This is a genomic window from Burkholderia savannae, assembly GCF_001524445.2.
Lineage (GTDB): Bacteria > Pseudomonadota > Gammaproteobacteria > Burkholderiales > Burkholderiaceae > Burkholderia > Burkholderia savannae.
Genome location: NZ_CP013418.1, coordinates 1,288,960 through 1,311,649 on the forward strand (window position 1 = coordinate 1,288,960; position 22,690 = coordinate 1,311,649).

At 69.2% G+C, this 22,690-nt stretch carries 17 protein-coding genes; 11 read left to right on the forward strand and 6 right to left on the reverse strand.

Annotated elements, in window-relative coordinates; translation table 11 throughout:
* Window positions 1-255 precede the first annotated feature (255 nt).
* The 6 genes from WS78_RS26855 (at window position 256) to WS78_RS26880 (ending at window position 8,402) form a co-directional block, all read left to right on the forward strand.
* Window positions 256-1,464: an efflux RND transporter periplasmic adaptor subunit gene (locus tag WS78_RS26855; protein WP_038752531.1), complete on the forward strand. Its 1,209-nt coding sequence runs from the start codon at window positions 256-258 to the stop codon at window positions 1,462-1,464.
* Window positions 1,465-1,466: 2 nt separating this feature from the next.
* Window positions 1,467-3,428, forward strand: coding sequence for a macrolide ABC transporter ATP-binding protein/permease MacB (gene macB, locus WS78_RS26860; RefSeq protein WP_059578820.1), 1,962 nt, complete (start codon window positions 1,467-1,469; stop codon window positions 3,426-3,428).
* Window positions 3,429-3,437: 9 nt separating this feature from the next.
* A complete protein-coding gene (locus tag WS78_RS26865; protein ID WP_059578825.1) occupies window positions 3,438-4,829 on the forward strand; it encodes an efflux transporter outer membrane subunit in 1,392 nt (463 codons plus the stop codon).
* Between the two features lie 112 nt (window positions 4,830-4,941).
* Complete coding sequence (locus WS78_RS26870; RefSeq protein WP_226377317.1) at window positions 4,942-5,556, forward strand: TetR/AcrR family transcriptional regulator; 615 nt, start codon at window positions 4,942-4,944, stop codon at window positions 5,554-5,556.
* A gap of 43 nt (window positions 5,557-5,599) precedes the next feature.
* Window positions 5,600-6,628, forward strand: coding sequence for an oxygenase MpaB family protein (locus WS78_RS26875; protein ID WP_197419444.1), 1,029 nt, complete (start codon window positions 5,600-5,602; stop codon window positions 6,626-6,628).
* 100 nt (window positions 6,629-6,728) lie between these two features.
* On the forward strand, window positions 6,729-8,402 hold the full coding sequence (locus WS78_RS26880; RefSeq protein ID WP_059578834.1) for a long-chain fatty acid--CoA ligase: 1,674 nt from the start codon (window positions 6,729-6,731) through the stop codon (window positions 8,400-8,402).
* Window positions 8,403-8,523: 121 nt separating this feature from the next.
* Here WS78_RS26880 and WS78_RS26885 read toward each other — a convergent pair whose 3' ends face one another.
* The 6 genes from WS78_RS26885 to WS78_RS26910 all read right to left on the reverse strand — a co-directional run bounded on the left by WS78_RS26885 (window position 8,524) and on the right by WS78_RS26910 (window position 15,918).
* On the reverse strand, window positions 8,524-9,666 hold the full coding sequence (locus WS78_RS26885) for an enoyl-CoA hydratase/isomerase family protein (protein ID WP_059578839.1): 1,143 nt from the start codon (window positions 9,664-9,666) through the stop codon (window positions 8,524-8,526).
* Window positions 9,663-10,454: an enoyl-CoA hydratase gene (locus WS78_RS26890; protein ID WP_059578843.1), complete on the reverse strand. Its 792-nt coding sequence runs from the start codon at window positions 10,452-10,454 to the stop codon at window positions 9,663-9,665. Before WS78_RS26890 ends, WS78_RS26885 begins: the two co-directional genes overlap by 4 nt.
* Entirely contained in the window at window positions 10,454-11,350 is an 897-nt protein-coding gene (mmsB, locus tag WS78_RS26895; protein ID WP_038752548.1) for a 3-hydroxyisobutyrate dehydrogenase, read from the reverse strand. Before mmsB ends, WS78_RS26890 begins: the two co-directional genes overlap by 1 nt.
* Window positions 11,351-11,363: 13 nt before the next feature.
* Complete coding sequence (locus WS78_RS26900) at window positions 11,364-12,893, reverse strand: CoA-acylating methylmalonate-semialdehyde dehydrogenase (protein WP_038752551.1); 1,530 nt, start codon at window positions 12,891-12,893, stop codon at window positions 11,364-11,366.
* Between the two features lie 78 nt (window positions 12,894-12,971).
* Window positions 12,972-14,675, reverse strand: coding sequence for an AMP-binding protein (locus WS78_RS26905; protein ID WP_059578847.1), 1,704 nt, complete (start codon window positions 14,673-14,675; stop codon window positions 12,972-12,974).
* A gap of 109 nt (window positions 14,676-14,784) precedes the next feature.
* Window positions 14,785-15,918, reverse strand: coding sequence for an acyl-CoA dehydrogenase family protein (locus tag WS78_RS26910; protein ID WP_059578852.1), 1,134 nt, complete (start codon window positions 15,916-15,918; stop codon window positions 14,785-14,787).
* 162 nt (window positions 15,919-16,080) lie between these two features.
* Between WS78_RS26910 and WS78_RS26915 the strand changes: the two genes are divergently transcribed.
* From WS78_RS26915 to WS78_RS26935, 5 genes are all read left to right on the forward strand, one after another.
* Window positions 16,081-17,145, forward strand: coding sequence for an AraC family transcriptional regulator (locus WS78_RS26915; protein WP_038752558.1), 1,065 nt, complete (start codon window positions 16,081-16,083; stop codon window positions 17,143-17,145).
* Window positions 17,146-17,222: 77 nt separating this feature from the next.
* The gene (locus WS78_RS26920) at window positions 17,223-18,713 is read left to right on the forward strand and encodes an NfeD family protein (RefSeq protein WP_059578856.1); all 1,491 of its coding nucleotides are present in this window, start codon (window positions 17,223-17,225) and stop codon (window positions 18,711-18,713) included.
* A complete protein-coding gene (locus WS78_RS26925; RefSeq protein ID WP_038752564.1) occupies window positions 18,710-19,480 on the forward strand; it encodes a slipin family protein in 771 nt (256 codons plus the stop codon). Before WS78_RS26920 ends, WS78_RS26925 begins: the two co-directional genes overlap by 4 nt.
* Window positions 19,481-19,945: 465 nt before the next feature.
* The gene (locus WS78_RS26930; RefSeq protein ID WP_038752566.1) at window positions 19,946-20,833 is read left to right on the forward strand and encodes a M24 family metallopeptidase; all 888 of its coding nucleotides are present in this window, start codon (window positions 19,946-19,948) and stop codon (window positions 20,831-20,833) included.
* Window positions 20,834-20,882: 49 nt separating this feature from the next.
* Window positions 20,883-22,673, forward strand: coding sequence for an SDR family oxidoreductase (locus WS78_RS26935; RefSeq protein WP_038752569.1), 1,791 nt, complete (start codon window positions 20,883-20,885; stop codon window positions 22,671-22,673).
* Window positions 22,674-22,690: the final 17 nt, after the last annotated feature.

Sequence of the window (22,690 nt, forward strand, 5' to 3'; positions counted from 1 at the left end):
GTAGGGCGGCCCGGTATTTCGGCCAACCAATGAATCCAGCTATCGATGCCCGCTGCGGCGAGATATGTAAATGACGCATTTCGGCGGCCAAAACGGCGCCGTTGCGCCGCTTCGGCCCGCGCCGTGTCACGAACTGTCGAAATATTGAGGAAATTTGTCGCCGCATTGAACCCGGCGCGCGTTTCCGTATTCCAATGTCCGGTTTGCATTTTCATTACAATTGCTCGCCTGCCACGCCTTACCGCTCTGCCTCCCATGAAAAAAAACCAACGCCGCTGGATCGCCGCGGCGGCCGGCGCCGTCGTGCTTGCCTCGCTCGCCGTGCTCTATCAGCGCTTCGTTGCGAAGGACAAAGCGCCGCGCTATCTGACCGCGAAGGTCGCCCGCGCCGATCTCGAGAACGCCGTGCTGGCCACGGGCACGCTGCACGCGTTCAAGCAGGTCGACGTCGGCGCGCAGGTGTCCGGCCAGCTGAAATCGCTGAAGGTGAAGCTCGGCGACAAGGTGACGAAGGATCAATGGCTCGCCGAGATCGACCCGGTGATCTCGCAGAACGAGTTGCGCCAGGCCGAGGCAAACGTCGACAACCTGGTCGCGCAGAAGCGCTCGAGCGCCGCGCAGTTCAAGCAGGCCGAGCTCGCGTTCAAGCGGCAGCAACAGATGCTGCCCGACGACGCGACGTCGCGCCAGGATTACGAGGCGGCCGCCGCGACGCTCGACGTGCAGCGCGCGAGCCTCGTCGCGCTCGACGCGCAGATCCGCGCGGCGCGAATCAAGATCGAGACCGCGCGCGCGAACCTCGGCTATACGCGCATCGTCGCGCCGATGGGCGGCGAGGTAGTCGCGATCGTCACGCAGCAGGGCCAGACGGTGATCGCGCAGCAGCAGGCGCCCGTGATCCTGAAGCTCGCCGAGCTCGACACGATGACGGTCAAGGCGCAGGTGTCGGAGGCGGACGTGATCCGCATCCATCCCGATCAGGCCGCGTACTTCACGATCCTGGGCGAACCCGACAAGCGTTACTACGGCAAGCTGCGCGCGATCGAGCCCGCGCCGCAGAACTTCCTCGACACGCAAGGCGGCATCGGCGGCATGAGCGGCGGCGGCTCGTCGAAAGCGAACACCGCGGTGTTCTACAACGCGCTCTTCGAAGTGCCGAATCCCGGCCGCCGGCTGCGCATCTCGATGACCGCGCAAGTGAACATCCTGCTCGGCACCGCGCGCCGCGCGCTCAACATCCCCGTCGCCGCGCTCGGCGCGAAGGACAAGGACGGCACGTATCCGGTGCGCGTCGTCGGCGCCGACGACAAGGTCGCGACGCGCAAGATCCGCACCGGCATCAACAACAGCGTGAAGGTCGAGGTGCTCTCGGGCCTCGCGGAAGGCGAGCGCGTGATCATCGGCGATGCGAACGAGCCCGCGGCCGCGGGCGCGGGCGCGGCCGCGTCCGACGCGGGGAGCTGACGATGGCCGAGCCGCTGCTCCAGCTCACACAGGTCACGCGGCGCTTTCCCGCGGGCGACAAGGACGTCGTCGTGCTCGACGACGTGAATCTGTCGATCGACGCGGGCGAGATCGTCGCGATCATCGGCGCGTCCGGCTCGGGCAAGTCGACGCTGATGAACATCCTCGGCTGCCTCGATCACCCGAGCTCGGGCAGCTACCGGGTCGGCGGCCGCGAGACGAGCGAGCTCGAAAGCGACGAGCTCGCGCGCCTGCGCCGCGAACACTTCGGCTTCATCTTCCAGCGCTATCACCTGCTGCCGCATCTGTCGGCGGCCGCGAACGTCGAGATGCCGGCCGTCTACGCGGGCAGCGCGCACGCGCAGCGCCGCGAGCGCGCGCTGAAGCTGCTCGCGCGGCTCGGCCTGTCGGATCGCGCCGACCATCGGCCGAGCCAGCTGTCGGGCGGCCAGCAGCAGCGCGTCAGCATCGCGCGCGCGCTGATGAACGGCGGCGAAGTGATCCTCGCCGACGAACCGACGGGCGCGCTCGATTCGAAGAGCGGCCGCGAGGTGATCCGGGTCCTGCGCGAGCTGAACGCGCTGGGGCACACCGTCATCATCGTCACGCACGACGAGCACGTCGCCGCGCACGCGCGCCGCATCATCGAGATCAGCGACGGCCGGATCGTCGGCGACCGGCTCAACCCGCGCGCGGACGATGCCGACGGCGCGCGCAACGCGAGCGGCGACGCCGCGCCGCACCGCGCGCGCCGGCTGTCGGCGGGCGTCGGCCGCTTCGCCGAAGCGTTCCGGATGGCGTGGATCGCGCTCGTGTCGCATCGGCTGCGCACGCTGCTCACGATGCTCGGGATCATCATCGGCATTACGTCGGTCGTGTCGATCGTCGCGATCGGCGAAGGCGCGAAGCGCTACATGCTCGACGAGATCGGCAGCATCGGCACGAACACGATCAACGTCTATCCGGGCCGCGACTGGGGCGACAGCCGCGCGGACACGATCCAGACGCTCATGCCCGCCGACGCCTCCGCGCTCGCCGAACAGATCTACGTCGACAGCGCGACGCCCGAAACGTCGCGCAGCCTGCTGCTGCGCTATCGGAACGTCGACGTCAACGCGCTCGTGAGCGGCGTGGGCGAGCGCTTCTTCCAGGTGCGCGGGATGAAGATGGCGCAAGGCATCGCGTTCGGCCCCGACGAAGTGCGCCGCCAGGCGCAGGTCGCGGTGATCGACGAGAACACGCGCCGCAAGCTGTTCGGCGCGAATCCGAACCCGCTCGGCGAAGTGATCCTGATCGACAACCTGCCGTGCGTCGTGATCGGCGTGACCGCGGAAAAGAAGAGCGCGTTCGGCGACATGAAGAACCTCAACGCCTGGGTGCCGTACACGACCGCATCCGGGCGTCTGTTCGGCCAGCGCCATCTCGACAGCATCACGGTGCGCGTGCGCGACGGCCAACCGAGCGACGCCGCCGAGAAGAGCCTGACGAAGCTGATGCTGCAGCGGCACGGCCGCAAGGATTTCTTCACGTACAACATGGACAGCGTCGTCAAGACGGTCGAGAAGACCGGGCAGTCGCTCACGTTGCTGCTGTCGCTGATCGCGGTGATCTCGCTCGTCGTCGGCGGAATCGGCGTGATGAACATCATGCTCGTGTCGGTGACCGAGCGCACGCGCGAAATCGGCATCCGGATGGCGGTCGGCGCGCGGCAGGCGGACATCATGCAGCAGTTCCTCGTCGAAGCCGTGACCGTCTGCCTGATGGGCGGCGCGATCGGCATCGTGCTGTCGTTCGGCATGAGCTTCGTGTTTTCTCTGTTCGTCGATCAATGGAAGATGGTGTTCTCGGCCGGCTCGATCGCGTCCGCGTTCCTGTGCTCGACGCTGATCGGCGTCGTGTTCGGCTTCATGCCCGCGCGCAACGCGTCGCGGCTCGATCCGATCGATGCGCTCGCGCGCGATTGAGGTGAAGCGATGACGATTCTCACGCCCCGCCGCTTCGCCCGTCGCGCCGTCGCGCTCGCCTGCGCGGGCGCGCTGCTGTCCGGCTGCGCGACGTCGTCGCGCCACGCGCCGCCGCCCGCGGTCGAGCTGCCCGCGCAATGGGCGTCGCCCGTCGCCGCGCAGGCGAGCGCCGCGCCCGACGACTGGTGGTGCCGCTTCGGCGACCCGACGCTCGATCGCCTGATCGACGGCGCGCTGCGCACCAACAACGATCTGGCGGCCGCGGCGATCCGCGTCTATCGCGCGCAATTGCAGGCGGGGCTCGCGGACACGAACCTGACGCCGAACGTCACGCTCGGCGCGAACGGCAGCGTATCGCGCACGCTCGACACGCATCGGATGAGCCGCGCAAGCGGCGTCACCGCGACGCTCGGCTACGAGCTCGACCTGTGGGGCAAGCTCGCCGCGCAGCGCGACGCCGCACGCTGGGAGCTCGAAGCGACGCAGGCCGATCGCGACGCGGCGCGGCTGTCGCTGATCGGCACGACGGCGGCGCTGTACTGGCAGATCGCCTATCTGAATCAGCAGATCGCGTTCGGCGACGCGAACATCGCCTACGCGGCGCGCACGTTGAGGCTCGTGCAATCGCGTCACGACGCGGGCGCGACGTCCGGCCTCGACGTCGCGCAGGCCGAGCGCAACCTGTCCGCGCTGCGCGCCGACCAGACGCAGCTGATCCAGCAGCGCACCGAGAATCGCAACGCGCTCGCGATCCTGTTCGACCGCCCGCCGCAACGGCAAGCGGCCGAGCGCGACGCGTTGCCGGACGCGCCGCTGCCGGAAATCGCCGCGGGCATGCCCGCCGAGCTGCTCGGCCGCCGCCCCGATCTGCGCGCGGCCGAGTTCCGGCTGCGCGAGTCGCTCGCGAACGTCGACGTGACGCGCACGAGCTTCTATCCGACCTTCACGCTGACGGGCAGCGTCGGCACCGCGAGCACGAGCCTCGAGCGCGTGCTGCAGAACCCGGTCGCGACGCTCGGCCTCGGGCTCGCGCTGCCGTTCATCCAGTGGAACACGATGCAGTTGCAGATCAAGGTGTCGAAAACGCAGTACGAGGAAGCGGTCGTCAATTTCCGCCAGAACCTGTATCGCGCGCTCGGCGAGGTCGAGAACGCGCTGTCCGCGCGCGTGCAGCTCGACGCCGAGGCCGACGAACGCACGCTCGCGCTCGCACAGGCGCGGCGTGCGGAAACGCTTGCGAGGGCGCGCTTCGTCGCCGGCGCGACAGGCGTGCAGCCGTGGCTCGACGAACAGCAGCGGCTGCGCGATGCGCAAAGCGCGCTGGCGCGCGCCCAATTGGGCCGCCTCAACAATCGGATGAGCCTCTACAAGGCGCTGGGCGGCGCGGACCGGCCGTCCTGAGCGCAGCCCCAATCCGCGCGCGCCTCGCCGTTTCGAGTCCGCGCTCGAACGAATTCGCTTGCCGAAATCCTACGCCGCTGCATATATTTCCTACGCATGTGAAGGAACAGCGATGCAAGAACGTACTCGTGCCGCCCATTTGGGCCCCGAGCGCAGACGGCCGCAGGTGCTGGACGCCGCGCTGCGCATTGCCGTCACGCGCGGATTGGCGGGCGTGTCGATGGAAGCGATCGCGCAGGCGCTCGGCGTCACGCGGCCGGTCGTCTACGCGTGCTTCGCATCGCGCGAAGAATTGATCGACGCGCTGCTCGAACGCGAAGAGCGCCGCCTGTTCGACGGCGTGATTTCCGCGTTGCCGCACGAGCCGCCGTTCGGCGATCCGAAGCAATGGATGACGGCCGGATTCCAGGCGCTGCTGAAGGTCGTCGCCGAACACGCCGATTCGTGGCGGCTCGTGCTCGCCGCGGATCACGATCGCGACGCGGTCGAACGCTACGGCAATGCGCGACGCCGCGTCGCGCAGCAGGTCGGCGCGCTGATGGGGCCGATGATGAAGAAGGCGGGCGTCAAGCAGATCGACAAGAAGCTGCCCGTGCTCGTCGAAATCTTCATGTCGCTCGGCGACGGCGCGGTGCGCGCGATGCTCGACGACGAACAGCAGTGGACGCCGGACGAACTCGGCGCATACGTGGGCCGGATCGTGCTCGGCGGATTCATGAAAGCCTGACGGCCGGATTCTTCCGATGGCGGCGCATACAGGAGACATTGCGATGGATTTAGTCAGGAATATTGATCGTCAGGACCGGAAACGACAGGAAGACTACGGTTTCTTCGGCCCCGATTCCCCGACCTGGCGCGTGTGGACCTGCCCCACCGCGCTCACCATCGGCTTTCAGCGCTCCGTCGTCGTCGAGGAGCTCGATCCGTTCCTGCTCGCGGCCGTCAACTCCCGGCGCGGCATCTACACGAACCCGAAGCTGCGCTACGACCGGACGATCCGGTATTTCGCGACGGTGGCGGTCGGCGACGCGCGCAGCGCGCTCGACGCGTCCGAGATACTCGTGAAAGTGCACGCGAAAGCGGTCGGCATCGAGCCCGTCAGCGGCAAGCGCTTCGACGCGAACGATCCGGATTCGCAGCTGTGGATTCTACTCACCGGCTGGCATTCGGTGCTGATCGCGTACGAGCGCTTCGGCCCCGGCAAGCTGTCCGCGGCCGACGAAGCGCGCTATTGGGAAGAATGCGCGATCGCGGCCGAGCTGCAGACATGCCCGTCGTCCGCCGTGCCGCGCACGCGGCAAGGCATCCGCCAGTATTTCGCCGAGATGCGCCCGCGGCTCGCCGCATCGGAACTCACGCAATCGACGATGCGGTATCTGCTCGACGGCTCCCGGATCACGATCGACGCCAACACGTCGCGCGCCGCGCGCCCGTTCCTGAAGCTCGCGGCATGGGTCATGCGCGCCGCGACGCTGTCGACGATGCCCGCGTACATGCGCGAGCTCGCCGGCATTCGCCAGCCGCATTGGATCGGCGCCGCCATCGCGCCGCTCGTGCGCGCCGCGATGAAGTTACTCGCGACGCAGCGTGCTTCGCTCGCGCTCGTCGACGCGATCACGCCGTCGACCCGCCCGGTCATCGAGCCCGTGATTCGAGGCGTGGCGCCCGAGCGCGGCGAAACGCTGACGCCCGCCGAGGCGCGCGAACGCTACGGCCGGATCAGCGCGGCGGACATGTATCGGCGAATCCTGCAAGGCGGCGCGGGCGAAGGCGCCGCGGAACCCGCGGCGGCGCGTTGACGCGCCGCGACGCAGGCTCGCGCCACGCATCGCCGATGCAGCCGAGCGATGCCGCGAGCCACTCGCGGCACGCCGAATACACCAACGAGGAGACACGAGAATGAACAGGATCTGGCTCGCGGCCTATCCGCCCGGCGTGCCGGCCGACATCGACACGTCGCGCTATGCGTCGCTCGTCGCGCTGATGGAGGCGAGCTTTCGCGACTATCGCGCGCGCGACGCGTTCGTCTGCATGGGCAAATCGATCACGTACGGCGAGCTCGACGCGCTGTCGCGCAAGCTCGGCGCGTGGCTTCAGTCGCGCGGCCTGTCGCGCGGCGCGCGGGTCGCGATCATGCTGCCGAACGTGCTGCAGTACCCGGTGGCGATCGCCGCGATCCTGCGCGCGGGCTATGTGGTCGTCAACGTGAACCCGCTCTACACGCCGCGCGAACTCGAGCACCAACTGAAGGACAGCGGCGCCGAGGCGATCGTGATCCTCGAGAACTTCGCGACGACGCTGCAGGCGGTGATCGCGAAGACGTCGGTCAAGCACGTCGTCGTCGCCGCGATGGGCGATCTGCTCGGCGTGAAGGGCGTCCTCGTCAATTACGTCGTGCGCCGCGTGAAGAAGATGGTGCCGGCATGGAGCCTGCCGTCGTACACGCGCTTCAATGCGGCGCTCGCGCAGGGCGCGCGGCATGCGCTGCGGCGCATCCCGATCGAGCCGAACGACATCGCATTCCTGCAATACACGGGCGGCACGACGGGCGTATCGAAGGGCGCGACGCTGCTGCATCGGAACATCGTCGCCAACGTGCTGCAGTCCGAAGCATGGCGCGCGCCGCTCGTCGAAGGCCGGCCGAAGGACGTGCAGTTCGTGACCGCGATCGCGCTGCCGTTCTATCACGTGTTCGCGCTGACGGTGTGCGGCTTCATGACGATCCACGCGGGCGGGCTCGGCGTGCTGATCCCGAATCCGCGCGACATCGGCGGGATGATCGCCGCGCTCGAAGGCTATCCGATCTCCGCGTTCCCGGCCGTCAACACGCTCTACAACGCGGTGCTGCATCATGCGGACTTCCCGAAGCTCGACTTCTCGAAGCTCATTGTCGCGAACGGCGGCGGGATGGCGATCCAGGACAGCGTCGCGAAGCGCTGGCACGAGCGCACGCGCGTGCCGATCGTCGAAGGCTACGGCCTGTCGGAGACGTCGCCGAGCGCGACCTGCAATCCGGTGACGATCGCCGCGCACACCGGCACCGTCGGCGTGCCGCTGCCGTCGACCGAGATCGCGATCCGCGACGATGCCGGCCGCGACGTGCCGCTCGGCCAGCCGGGCGAAATCTGCATCCGCGGTCCGCAGGTGATGGCGGGCTACTGGAATCGGCCGGACGAAACCGCGATGGTCATGACGCCGGACGGCTTCTTCAAGTCCGGCGACGTCGGCGTGATGGACGAACGCGGCTACGTGAAGATCGTCGATCGCAAGAAGGACATGATTCTCGTATCGGGCTTCAACGTCTATCCGAACGAGATCGAGGACGTGGTCGCGTCCCATCCGGGCGTGTACGAAGTCGCGGCGATCGGCGTGCCCGACGAGCATTCGGGCGAGGCGGTGAAGCTGTTCGTCGTGAAGAAGGACCCGGCGCTCACCACCCAGGACGTGCTCGCGTACTGCAAGGAACGCCTCACGAACTACAAGCGGCCGAAGCACATCGAGTTCCGCGCCGATCTGCCGAAGAGCAACGTCGGCAAGATCCTGCGGCGCGAGCTGCGCGACGCGGCTCGCTGAGCGCCGCATCGCGCGACGGCGCATCGATGCGCCGTCGCGCCCTTGCGACGTCGCGCCGGACCGCGCGGCCCGGCGCACCCGGCGGCGCGCCGGCCGTCACGTCATTTCGCGTCATGTCATGTCACGCCGCGCCGAGATCGGCGAGCGGATGCGTGTCGCGCTTCCACGGCGACGCGAGAAAATGCTGGACACGCTCGCGCTGCACCTCGACGAGCGACGCGGGCGCCCAGCCCGGCCTGCGATCCTTGTCGACGAGATGCGCGCGCACGCCTTCGCAGAAATCGCCCTCCTCGATCGCGTGCGCGACGATCCCGAGCTCCATCCGGAACGATTCGGCGAGCGTCATCTGCCGGCCGCGCAACAGCGCCTCGCGCGTGACTTCGAGCATCGTCGGCGAGTGGCTCGTCAATGCGTCGAGCGTCGTCTTCAGCCATTGCCGGTGCTCGCGCGACAGCTCGTCGCGCATCAGATCCTGCCGCAGCGTCGCGACGATCCGCTCGACGCCCGAGCGCTTGTCGAAATGCCGGACGATCCACGGCATCTGGCTGTCGAGCGCCGCGTGCGGCACGACGTTGCACGGCGGCTCGAACACCGCGCGCAACGCGCGCAGCGCGTCGCCCGCCCAGTCCGCGCGCTCGAGCCGCGTCTCGAACGTGTCGAGCCACGACGACGGCACCGACAGATCGGCGAGCTTCGCGACGAGCGCGTCCGCGCCCGACAGCGTCGCGCCCGTCAGGCCGACGAAGAGCGACAGCTCGACAGGCAGCTGCGCGAGAAAGTGCGTCGCGCCGACGTCGGGCACGAAGCCGATTCGCGTCTCCGGCATCGCGATCTTGCTGCGCTCGGTCGACACGCGCAGCGCGGCGCCCTGCGCGAGCCCCATTCCGCCGCCCATCGTGATGCCGTCCATCAGCGCGACGACGGGCTTCGGGAACGTGTGAATCGCGTAATCGAGCCGGTATTCGTCGACGAAGAACGGCAGCCAGCCGCGGCCGCCCGCCTTCGCCATCCGGTAGAGCGCGCGCACGTCGCCGCCCGCGCAAAAGCCCTTGTCGCCCGCGCCGCGCAGCACGACGGCGACGATCGAGCGATCGTCGCGGCAGCGTTCGAGCAACGCGGCGAGCTCGCGCACCATGTCGTGCGACAGCGCGTTGAGCGCGGCCGGCCGGTTCAGCGTGATCAGCGCGACGCGGTTCACGACGCGCATCTGCACGTCGCGCGCCGCCGTGTCGTGGCGAGCGTCGTGCATCATCGGCGTGCTCATTGCGGGTGCCCTCCGTCGGTGCGCCATTGCGGCTCGCGCTTGCCGAGGAACGCGGCGACGCCTTCGCGCGGTTCGTCGCCGTCGAACAGCTCGACGAAGCGCTCGCGCTCCACCGCGAGCGCCGCGCCGCGCGGCACGCCTTGCCGCACGAGGCCGATCAGCTCCTTCGCGACGCCGACCGCGCGCGGGCCGAGCGCGACCGTGCGGCGCGCGAGCTCGAGCGCCGCGTCGGGCGCGCGGCCCGTGTCGACGACTTCCTCGACGAGGCCGATGCGCAGCGCGGTTTGCGCATCGACGCGCACGCCCGCGAGAATCATCCGCTTCGCCCAGCCTTCGCCGACGAGCCAGGGCAGCGTCTGCGTGCCGAGCCCGCACGGCGTGAGGCCCACCGACGGCTCGGGCAGCGCCATCTGCGCGTGCCGCTCGGCGATGCGCATGTCGCACGCGAGCGCGCATTCGAGGCCGCCGCCCATCGCATAGCCGTTGATCGCGGCGATCGTCGGAAAGCGCGCGTCGTGCAACGCCTCGAACGCCGCGCCGAAGCGCGCGGCCATCGTGCGCGCCATCGCGTGATCGCCTTGCGCGAACGAGTTCAGATCCGCGCCCGCGCTGAAGAACTTCGGGCCGTCGCCCGTGACGACGAGCGCGCGCACGCGGGAATCGGCCTCGAGCCGCTCGATCGTGCGCTGCAGTTGAAGGAGCCCGTCCGCGCTGAACGTATTCGCGGACGGGCGCTTGAGCGTGACGAGCGCGATCGCGCCGTCGTCGGCGTAGTCGAGCTCGATCATCAGGCGTCCTTCTTGACCGGTTGATACAGGCGGATCACCGCGGAGAAATCGAGCTTGCCGTCGCCGCGGCTGCTCATCGTCTGATACAGCTGCTGCGCGAGCGCGCCGAGATACACCGGCTGCCGGACCTGCTTGGCCGCGTCGTTCGCGAGGCCGAGATCCTTCAGCATCAGATCGGTGCCGAAGCCGCCCGTGTAGCCGCGCGACGACGGCGCGGTCTCGATCACGCCCGGATACGGGTTGTACGTGTCCGAGCTCCAGCAGCGGCCCGTCGACGTGTTGATGATGCCCGCGAGCACCTTCGGATCGATGCCGAGCGACGCGCCGAGCGCCATCGCCTCGGACACGCCCGCCATCGTGATCCCGAGCACGAGGTTGTTGCAGACCTTCGCGACCTGCCCCATCCCGGCCGCGCCGCAGTGGACGATGTTCTTGCCCATCGCCGCGAGCACGGGCTTCACGCGCTCGTAGTCGGCGTCGCTGCCGCCGACCATGAACGTCAGCGTGCCCGCCGCCGCGCCGCCCGTGCCGCCCGACACGGGCGCGTCGACGAACGCGCCGCCGTTCTCGCGCACGAGCTCGCCGAACGCCTGCGCGCTCGCCGGATCGATCGTGCTCGAATCGATCACCATCGCGCCCGCGGCAAGTCCCGCCAGCACGCCGTTCTCCTGCGTGAGCACGGCGCGCACGTGCGCGGCCGCGGGCAGCATCGTGACGACGAACTCGGCGCCCGCCGCCGCTTCGCGCGGCGAGCCGGCGACCTGCGCGCCGCCGTCCTTCACGAGGCGCAGCGCGTCCTCGCTGAGATCGAACGCGCGCACCTCATGGCCCGCCTTCAGCAGATTGAGCGCCATCGGCGCGCCCATGTGGCCCAAGCCGATAAAACCGATCTTCATCGCGCCTCCCCGATCAGTGCAAGCGAATCGTCGTGTTGACGGCGCCCGCCGTCGCGTCGTCGTCGAACCAGCGCGCGGTGACGGTCTTCGTCTGCGTGTAGAACTGCACGACCTGCTTGCCGTACGGCCCGAGATCGCCGAGCTTCGAGCCGCGCGAGCCCGTGAAGCTGAAGAACGGCACCGGCACCGGAATCGGAATGTTGATGCCGACCTGGCCGATGTCGATGTCGCTCTGGAACTTGCGCGCCGCCGCGCCGCTTTGCGTGAAGAGGCCCACGCCATTGCCGAACGGATTCGCGTTGACGAGCGCGATCGCCTCGTCGAGCGTGTCGACCGACATCACGCACAGCACCGGGCCGAAGATCTCGTGCGTGTAGATCGACATCTCCGGCGTCACGTCGGCGAAGACCGTCGGGCCGATGAAGTTGCCGTGCGGATAGCCGTCGACGCTCACTTCTCGGCCGTCGAGCGCGAGCGTCGCGCCTTCCTTCTCGCCGGTTTCGATGAGGCCGAGAATCCGCTGCTTCGCCGCGCGCGATACGACGGGGCCGACGTCGGTGCCGGCTTCCGCGCCCGCGTTGACCTTCAGCGTCTTCGCCTTCGCGACGATGTCGGGCAGCCAGTCGCGCGCCGCGCCGACGAGCACCGCGACCGACGTCGCCATGCAGCGCTGGCCCGCCGCGCCGAACGCCGCGCCGACGAGCGCGTTGACCGTCTGCTCGCGGTTCGCGTCGGGCAGGATCACCGCGTGGTTCTTCGCGCCCATCATCGACTGCACGCGCTTGCCGTGCTCGCTGCCGAGCCGGTACACGTGCGTGCCGACGGCCGTCGAGCCGACGAACGAGATCGCCTTCACGAGCGGATGGGTGCACAGCGCGTCGACGACTTCCTTGCCGCCGTGCACGACGTTGAGCACGCCCTTCGGCACGCCCGCCTCGATCGCGAGCTCGACGAGCTGCATCGTCGACAGCGGGTCCTGCTCGGAAGGCTTCAGCACGAACGTATTGCCGCAGACGATCGCCATCGGGAACATCCACAGCGGAATCATCGCCGGGAAGTTGAACGGCGTGATGCCAACGCACACGCCGAGCGGCTGGCGCAGCGAGTAGGTGTCCACGCCGCCCGCGACGTTCTCGGCGAATTCGCCCAATTGCAGCGAGCCGACCGAGCACGCGTGCTCGACGACCTCGAGGCCGCGAAACACGTCGCCTTCGGCGTCGGGCAACGTCTTGCCCTGCTCGGCCGTCAACGTCTTCGCGATCTGCGGCAGGTTCGCGCGCACGAGCTCCTGGAACTTCAGCATGATCCGCATCCGCGCGGAAAGCGGCGTGTTCTTCCACTTCGCGAACGCGGCCTGCGCGGCCTCGACGGCCGCGTCGACTTCGGCGGCCGTCGCGAACGGCACGCGCGCGAGCAGCTCCTGCGTCGCCGGATTGACGATGTCGCGCCACTCGGTCGCGTGGGATTCGACGAATTCGCCGGCGATCAACAGCTTCACAGTCGGCACGTGATGTCCCTTCTGGGACGACGGAGTTGCGTTCATCGTGAGATTCTCCTGGCTATGGCCGGCGGCGCGTCGCGCGCGCCGCCGGCCGGTTGATGCGAAGCGGCATGACGGGCGTCACTTGCCCTCGGCCGCGAAATCCTCTTCCCAATACTCGCCGGGCATCCGGCTCGACGCGTCGCCGCCGCGCTCCAGCTCGAGGCGGCGCAATTCGACGCGTCGGATCTTGCCGGAGATCGTCTTCGGCAGCTCGGCGAACTGCAACCTCCGAATCCGCTTGTACGGCGCGAGCCGCTCGCGCGAGAAGCGGAAGATGTCGCGCGCGAGCGCCTCGCTCGGCTCGTAGCCCGCGCGCAGCGTGATGAACGTCTTCGGCACCGACAGCCTCACCGGGTCCGGGCTCGGCACGACGGCCGCCTCGGCGATCGCCTCGTGCTCGATCAGCACGCTTTCGAGCTCGAACGGGCTCAGCCGGTAATCGGACGACTTGAACACGTCGTCCGCGCGGCCGACGTAGACGAAGTAGCCGTCGTCGCGGCGCAGCGCGATGTCGGACGTGCGGTAGTGGCCGTCGCGCATCGCGTGCGCGGTCGCCTCCGGATTGTTCGCGTAGCCCTTCATCAGGCCGACCGGACGCTCGACGCCCGGGCCCACCGGCAGCGCGACCTCGCCTTCGCTCGCGGGGGCGCCGTCCGGATCGAGCAGCGCGATCGCGTAGCCCGGCATCGGCCGGCCCATCGCGCCCGGCACGACCGGCTGCCCCGGCGAGTTGCCGATGAGGCAGGTGGTTTCGGTCTGCCCGTAGCCGTCGCGAATCGTCACGCCCCACGCCTTCTTCACGCGCTCGATGATCTCCGGATTGAGCGGCTCGCCCGCGCCGACGATCTCGCGCAGCTTCACCGCGAACGTCGCGAGCGGCTGCTGGACGAGCATCCGCCAGACGGTCGGCGGCGCGCACATCGTCGTCACCTGATATTTGACGAGCGCATCGAGCACGACCTTCGGCTCGAAGCGCGCATAGTTGAACGCGAACACGCACGCCTGCGCGTTCCACGGCGCGTAGAAGCAGCTCCACGCGTGCTTCGCCCAGCCGGGCGAGCTGATGTTCCAGTGGACGTCGCCCGGCTGCAGGCCGACCCAGTACATCGTCGACAGGCTGCCGACCGGATACGTGCGGTGCGTGTGCTCGACGAGCTTCGGCTTCGACGTCGTGCCCGACGTGAAATACAGCAGCATCGGATCGCTCGCGTGCGTGCGCCCGTCGGGCGTGAAGTCCGCGGGGGCCGCGTAGCCGTCGGCGAGCGGAAGCCACCCCGCGCGCGGCGCGCCCGCGACGATCTTCGTCACGTCAAGCCCCGGCTGCTCGAACTTCGCGGCTTCGTTCTCGTCGACGATCGCATAGCGCGCGCCGCCGATCTGCACGCGCTCGCGCACGTCGTCGGCGGACAGCTGCGTCGTCGCGGGCAGCACCACCGCGCCGAGCTTCATCGCCGCGAGCATCGTGTCCCACAGCTCGACGCGGTTCGGCAACATCAGAAGAATGCGCTCGCCGCGCGCAACGCCGATGCCGCGCAGCCAGTTCGCGATCCGCGCGGAGCGCTCCGACATCTGCGCGAACGTGTACTGCGCGCCGTCGCCCGTCGCGGCGTCGACGATCCACAGCGCCGGGCGGTCGTTGCCGCGCGCGATCGCGTCGAAGTAGTCGAGCGCCCAGTTGAATTCGTCGAGCGCCGGCCACTTGAAATCGCGATATGCGCTCTCGTAGTCGGTGCGGTGGCGCAGCAGGAAATCGCGTGCGTCGAGAAACGCCTGTGCCGTCATCGTGTCGTCTCCTGTCGATCGGAGTCGGCGCTTTGGCGCTTACTCCGATCCCATGCAAAGCCATCCATGTTGCGCGAGTGCCTCTTCGCGGTGATTCGCGCGGCGGCGCTCAGAGCTGCCGCGCGATCACCATTCTTTGCACTTCGCTGGTCCCCTCGTAGATCTGCGTGATCCGCGCATCGCGGTAATGGCGCTCGACCTCGTAGTCGACGAGGAAACCGTAGCCGCCGTGGATCTGGATCGCGTCCGAGCACACCGCCTCGGCCATCTCGGACGCGAAGAGCTTCGCCTGCGACGCTTCGGACAGGCACGGCAGGCCCGCCGTGCGCAGCCGCGCCGCGTGATGCGTGAGAAGGCGCGCGGCGTTGATCTGCGTCGCCATGTTCGCGAGCTTCTCGGCGATCGCCTGATGCTCGGCGATCGGCTTGCCGAACTGGACCCGCTCGCGCGCATAGCGGCGCGCGCGATCGAACGCGGCGCGCGCGATGCCGATCGCCTGCGCGGCGATGCCGATGCGCCCGCCCTCGAGATTCGACAGCGCGATCTTCAGCCCCTCGCCGCGCTTGCCGAGCAGATTCTCCTGCGGAATTGCGCAGTTCTCGAGCGTGATCGCGCAGGTGTCCGACGCGCGGATGCCCATCTTCTTCTCGGGCTTGCCGACGATGAAGCCCGGCGTGTCGGCCGGCACGACGAATGCGGACAGCCCGCGCTTGCCTTCGCCCGGATCGGTCATGGCAAAAACGATCGTGAGGCCCGCGCGCGCGCCGTTCGTGACGAACTGCTTGCTGCCGTTCAGTATCCACTTGCCGTCGCGCAGCTCCGCGCGCGTGCGCAGGTTGTGCGCCTCGGAACCCGCGTGCGGCTCGGTGAGGCTGAACGCGCCGATCGTCTTGCCGGTCGCGAGATCGCGCAGCCAGCGCTCTTTCTGCTCCTGCGTGCCGTAATTCAGCACCGGCCCGCAGCCGACCGAGTTGTGCACGCTCACGAGCGTCGCACACGACGCGCAGCCGGCCGCGATCTCTTCGAGCGCGAGCGCATAGGCGACGTAGTCGGTGTACGATCCGCCCCAGTCGGCGGGCACGATCATGCCGAGAAAGCCGAGCTCGCCCATCTGCGCGACGACCTCGTCGGGCAAATGCGATTCGCGGTCCCACTGCGCGGCGTTCGGCGCGAGCGCCTCGGCGGAGAAGGCGCGCGCGGCGTCGAGGATCATCCGTTGATCTTCGGTGTAGAGATCGTCCATTGCTGTGTGTCTCCCGGGCGGCCAGCCGCGTCGTCGCGCGGCGCGCCTCGTTCGTTTTGTCTCGATAAGTCAAGTGTAGGCAACGCGCGGATTCTGTTCGATGCTCGCTTCGCTCAATTACACTGATCGTTTTTGCCATACCGCGCCACGGCACGCCCTGCGATGAAGCACGAAGAGAAGAAAGGCACCGTTTCGATCGCGCTCGTCGAGTCGAGCCTCGCGCTGTCGCGCCGGCGCGGCGTCGACGACGCGCCGCTCCTCGCGCAGGCGGGCATTGCCGCCGCGCTGCTCGCGCAGCCGAACGCGCGCGTGTCCGCGCGGCAATACGGCGCGCTGTGGAACGCGATCGCGCGCGCGCTCGACGACGAGTTCTTCGGCCAGGATTCGCATCCGATGCGCTGCGGCAGCTTCATCGCGATGAGCCAGGCGGCGCTCTCCGCGCACAACGGGCTGCGCGCGCTCGCGCGCGCGGTCAACTTCATGCACTGCGTGCTCGACGATCTGCACGCCGAGATCGACGCGAACGCCGAGCGCGTGCGGCTGCGTTTCGTGCATCGCAACAACGCGAACGCGCCGGCGATGTTCGCGTACGCAACCTATTTCATCATCGTCTACGGGCTCACGTGCTGGCTGATCGGGCGGCGCATTCCGCTGCTGCACGCGAGCTTTCGGTGCGGCGAGCCGCTCGCCGTCCACGAATATCAGCTGATGTTCTGCGACGACATGCGCTTCGATCAGTCCGATTCGTACGTCGATTTCGATCCGGCGTTCGCCGCGCTGCCCGTCGTGCAGACGGCGAAGACGCTGAAGCCGTTCCTGCGCGACGCGCCCGCGAGCTTCATCGTGAAGTATCGCAATCCGCACGCGTTCGGCGAGCGCGTGCGCGCGACGCTGCGCGGGCTGCCGCCCGCCGCGTGGCCGACCTCGCACGCGCTCGCCGCGCGGCTGCACGTCGCCGAGGCGACGCTGCGGCGCAAGCTGAAGCAGGAGGGCCTTTCGTATCAGTCGATCAAGGACGCGCTGCGCCGCGATCTCGCGTGCGAGGCGCTCGCCGATCCGGCCCGCACCGTCGCCGACGTCGCGGCGGCGGCGGGCTTCGCCGAGCCGAGCGCGTTCTACCGCGCGTTCCGCAAGTGGCGCGGAATGAGCCCCGCCGACTACCGCGACGCCGCACTCGCCGCGCGCGCCGCCGCTTCGCGCTTTCGCCGGAAACCGCCTACTCTTTAAACACCGGGCGCACGCCCTTCTCACGGCCCGGCTGCGGCGCCGCACCATGCGGCCGCGCGCCGCCGGCCGACACCGCGATGCAAACGCCCCACCCTTCGCCGCGCCCGCCGCCCAGGCACGGCAGGCTTCCCGCGCGGCTCGCGCGCGCGGCCGTGCTGGTCGGCCTGCTGCTCGCCTGCGCGGCCGCCGCCGCGACGCGCGAGCCCGTCGTCGTGATTCCGGTCACGGGCGCGATCGGGCCCGCGAGCGCCGACTTCATCGTCCGCGGCCTCGAGCGAGCCGCGCGCGAACACGCGCAGCTCGCGATCCTCCAGCTCGACACGCCGGGCGGCCTCGACACGTCGATGCGGCAGATCATCAAGGCGATCGTCGGCTCGGGCGTGCCCGTCGCCGCGTTCGTCGCGCCGGGCGGCGCGCGCGCGGCGAGCGCCGGCACCTACATCGTCTATGCGAGCCACATCGCGGCGATGGCGCCCGGCACGAATCTCGGCGCGGCGTCGCCCGTGCAGTTCGGCGTCGGCGGCCCGGCGCCGCCCGCCGCGCGGCGCGAGCCCGGCGCCGCATCCGGCGCGGCCGCGACCGACGCCGAGTCGACCGAATCCCGCAAGGCGCTGCACGACGCGGCCGCATACATCCGCAGCCTCGCGCAACTGCGAGGCCGCAACGTCGAATGGGCGGAGCGCGCGGTGCGCGAAGCGGTGAGCCTGCCCGCGAACGACGCGCTCGCGCAGCACGTCGTCGACCTGATCGCGAACGATCCGGCCGATCTCGCCGCGAAGCTCGACGGCCGCAAGATCGTCACCGCGACGGGCACGCACCGGCTCGACACCGCGCAGGCGCCGATCGAGACGATCGAACCCGACTGGCGCAGCCGCCTGCTCGCGACGATCGCCGATCCGAGCGTCGCGCTCGTGCTCGTCACGCTGGGGATGTACGGAATCTTCTTCGAATTCGCGAATCCGGGCTTCGTGCTGCCGGGCGTCGCGGGCGCGATCAGCCTGCTGGTCGGCCTGTTCGCGCTGCAATTGCTGCCGATCAACTACGCGGGCCTCGCGCTCGTGATGCTCGGCATCGCGTTCCTGATCGCCGAGGCATTCCTGCCGACTTTCGGCGCGCTCGGCGTCGGCGGCATCGTCGCGTTCGCGATCGGCGCGCTGATGCTGATCGACACCGACGTGCCCGGCTACGGCGTGCCGTGGCCCGTGATCGTCTCGCTGGCGGCCTCGGGCGCGATCCTCGTGTTCGGCGTGTCGGGCTTCGCGCTGCGCGCGCGGCGGCGGCCCGTCGTCACGGGCGCGGAGGCGATCGTCGGCAGCGTCGGCGAAGTGCTCGACGACGGGCTCGTCCCCGATCAGCCGCCCGAAATCGGCCCGAGCGCCGATCCGGCCGCACCGCTCGCGCCGTCCGCGGCCGGCTGGGCGCGCGTGCACGGCGAGCGCTGGCGCGTCGCGAGCGCGACGCCGATCGCGGCCGGCCGCCGCGTGCGCGTGACGGGCCGCAACGGCCTCACGCTGACCGTCGCCCCGCTGTACGACAACACCGCCCCACCACAAGGAGAACAATCATGATGGGCTTCACGTTCGGCTTCAGCAGCCTGCTGTTCGTATTCGCGCTGTTCGTGATCGCGTCGGCGATCCGCATCTTCCGGGAATACGAGCGCGGCGTCGTGTTCCTGCTCGGGCGCTTCTGGAAGGTCAAGGGGCCGGGCCTCGTGCTGATCATCCCGGTCGTCCAGCAAGTGGTGCGGATCGACCTGCGCACCGTCGTGTTCGACGTGCCCGCGCAAGACGTGATCACGCGCGACAACGTGTCGGTGAAGGTGAGCGCTGTCGTGTATTTCCGCGTCGTCGATCCGGAAAAGGCGGTGATCCAGGTTCAGCGCTACTTCGACGCGACGAGCCAGCTCGCGCAGACGACGCTGCGCTCCGTGCTCGGCAAGCACGAGCTCGACGCGCTCCTCGCCGAGCGCGAGCAATTGAACGCCGACATCCAGAAGACGCTCGACGCGCAGACGGACGCGTGGGGGATCAAGGTATCGGTGGTGGAGATCAAGCACGTCGACCTGAACGAGACGATGATCCGCGCGATCGCGCGGCAGGCCGAGGCCGAGCGCGAGCGGCGCGCGAAGGTGATCCACGCGGAAGGCGAGCTGCAGGCGTCCGAGCAGTTGCTGAAGGCCGCGCAGCGGCTCGCGCTGCAGCCGCAGGCGATGCAGCTGCGTTATCTGCAGACGCTCACGACGATCGCCGCCGACAAGAACTCGACGATCGTCTTTCCGTTGCCGATCGACCTGCTCAGTTCGGTGCTTGAACGCTTCGGCGGCGCACCGCGGTAATCCGTTGTGCCCGTCGCGGGCTGCCCCGTCGCGGCCCGCCGTTCGCCGCCTGGCGTCCGCCGTCGGCCGCGCCGTCCGCCGTCCGCTGTCCGCTGTCCGCTGTCCGCTGTCTGCCGTCTGCCCATCCGCCATCCGCCGATCGTCCGATCCGCCGGCTCGATGATTCGATGATTCGGCCGCCCGCCGGCCCGACCGCTCACTCGCCGGCCGTTCGTCCGGCAGATCGCTCCCCATTTCAACTTCCGTTTCGACGCCCATTTCACCCCGTAGCGGCCCACGCCGCGCCGCCGCGCTTTTCGCCGACGAATTAGGAGAAGTACTCATCACAAACGCACGCTCGCGCGCGGTCAGTTGCTATAAGATGCTTACATTGATCAATGTCACATTTGCTGACGCAGCGCAATGACGGCACGCATCCGCGGCCGGCATCGCCGTTCAGAACGACGAAGAAAGGGAGACGACGCCATGGCCGAGCATCCGCTGCCGGAAATCCATATCGAAGAGCTGGACCAGTTCCGCTCCGTCCAGCAGCTCGCGTACCGCTGCGTCGAGACGGTCGGCGACATGCTGTACCCCGGCATCACCGAGAAGCAGGCTGCGAAGCTGATGATCGAATGGGCGCAGGACCACGGCGTGCACGACTGGCTGCACAAGCCGTTCGCGTGGTTCGGCGATCGCACCGCGTTCGAGGGCTTCTCGGGACTGAAGCACCTGGGCGGCTTCAACCTCGCATTCTTCCCGAGCAACCGCACGCTCGAGCCCGACATGCCGGTGATCCTCGACGTCGCGCCCGTCGTCGACGGAATCGTCGCCGACGTCGGCTACGCAACCTGTCTCGGCCACAACCCGGTCCTCGAGCAACTGCAGGACGACCTGATCGCGCACCGCGAGATGATCGTGAAGCTCGTCAAGGAGCGCCGCACGCTCGCCGAAGTCGCGCAGGAAGTCGACGCGCTGTGCCGCCGCCAGGGCGTCGAGCCGCGCCACAAGGCGTATCCGTTCAAGGTGCTCGCGCATCGCGTCGCGAAGCTGCACAAGCTGTCGAAGCCGCGTTTCGTCGCGCGCTTCGGCCTCAACTCGACGCGCAACCTGCTGCTCGAGCAAACGCGCGCGGGCAAGGAACAGGGCTGGTCGCCGCTGTGGTCGATCGACGCGCGCTCCGATCACGCGCCGACGCCCGGCCTCTGGGCGGTCGAGCCGCATCTCGGCTTCGCCGGCGTCGGCGCGAAATTCGAGGAGTTGCTCGTCATCACCGACGACGACGCGTACTGGCTCGATGACGACCTGCCGCACGTGCGCCGCTGGCACGCGCGCGAGGCGAGCAAGCAGCTTGCGCAAGAACAGGCCGCGTGACCGGATTCGCCGCGCGCCCTCCTTTCCGACAACAAGACAAGACATCACGATGCAGCCTCTTTCCGACGAAGCGCCGCTCGCGCTGTTCGAATCGGTTCACGCCGAAACCGCCGTTCCGGCCGGCGACGTCACGCTCGCCGCGAAGACCTGGGGCGACGCGTCGCGTCCCGCCGTCGTGCTCGTGCACGGCTACCCCGACAGCAGCAGCGTCTGGCACCGCGTCGCGCCGCTGCTTGCGAAGTCTTACTACGTGATCGCGTACGACGTGCGCGGCGCGGGCCTGTCGACGAAACCCGCGCGCACGGCCGACTACCGGCTCGAGCGGCTCGTCGACGATTTCGTCGCGGTGATCGACGCGCTCGCGCCGAAGCGCGCGGTCCACGTGATCGGCCACGACTGGGGCTCGATTCAGGGCTGGGAGTTCGTCACCGAGCCGCGGCTCGCGGGGCGCATCCTGTCGTACACGTCGTGCTCCGGGCCGAATCTCGACCACGTCGGCTACTGGCTGCGCCAGCAGCTCGCGCGTCCGTCGCCCGCGTCGATCAAGCGTCTCGGCGGCCAGCTCGTGCGCTCGTGGTACGTGTATCTGTTCCATCTGCCGTTCATCCCCGAGCTCAATTGGCGTCTGTGGCTCGGCCGCGCGTGGCCTTCGCTGATGCGCCGGCTCGAGCGCACCGACGTCGGCCCGCGCCCGACGCAGACCGAGGACGGCGTGAACGGCGTGCGCCTCTATCGCGCGAACTTCATCCGCCGCGTGTTCGCGCCGCGCGAGCGCTACGCGCACGCGCCCGTGCAGGTCGTCGTGCCGCTGCGCGACAAGTTCGTGAGCCCCGCGCTGTCGGCCGACATCGCGCGCTGGGTGCCGGCCTATTACCGCCGCGAAGTGGCCGAGCGGCACTGGCTGCCGATGTCCGAACCCGAACGCTTCGCCGCGCTCGCGCAGGAGCTGATCGAAGCGGTCGAGACGGGCGCGGAGCCGCCCGCGCTCGCGCTTGCGCGCCGCGCGAGCGGCACCGGGCCGTTCGTCGGCAAACGCGTCGTGATCACGGGCGCGGGCAGCGGCATCGGCCGCTGCGCGGCCGTCGAATTCGCGAAGCAAGGCGCGTCGATCGTCGCCGTCGACATCGACGAGCAGGCGGCCGAGCGCACCGCGCTCCTCGTGCGCCTGCTCGGCGTCGAGGCGCACGTGCGGCGCGTCGATGTCGGCTCGGCCGACGACATGGAAGCGCTCGCGAATTGGGTCGGCGACGAGCTGGGCGGCGCGGACATCGTCGTCAACAACGCGGGCATCGGCATGGCGGGCGGCATTCTCGACACGTCGGCCGCGCACTGGGAGCGCATCCTGCGCGTGAACCTGTGGGGCGTGATCCACGGCTCGCGCCTGTTCGCGAAGCAGATGGCCGCGCGCGGCGCGGGCGGCCACATCCTCAACACGGCGTCGGCGGCCGCGTTCGGCCCGTCGCGCGACCTGCCCGCCTACGCAACGACGAAGGCCGCGGTGCTGATGCTCAGCGAATGCATGCGCGCCGAGCTCGCGGATCACGGCATCGGCGTGACGGCCGTGTGCCCCGGCTTCGCCGAGACCGGCATCATGGCGTCGACCCAGTACGCGGGCGCGAAGAGCGCGCAGGACGAAGCGCGGCTGCGCAAGCGCGCGACGAAGCTTTATCAGATGCGCGGCCTGAAGCCGGAGACGGTCGCGAAGGCGATGGTCGACGGCGTGCTGCAGAACAAGGCGGTCGTCGCGATCGGCGCGGAGGCGCACGCGATGCGTTTCGTCGGGCGCTTCACGCCGTGGCTCGGCCGGATGATCGCCCGCATCAGCATGGCGTCGCATTGAGCGGCGAAGCCGCCCCG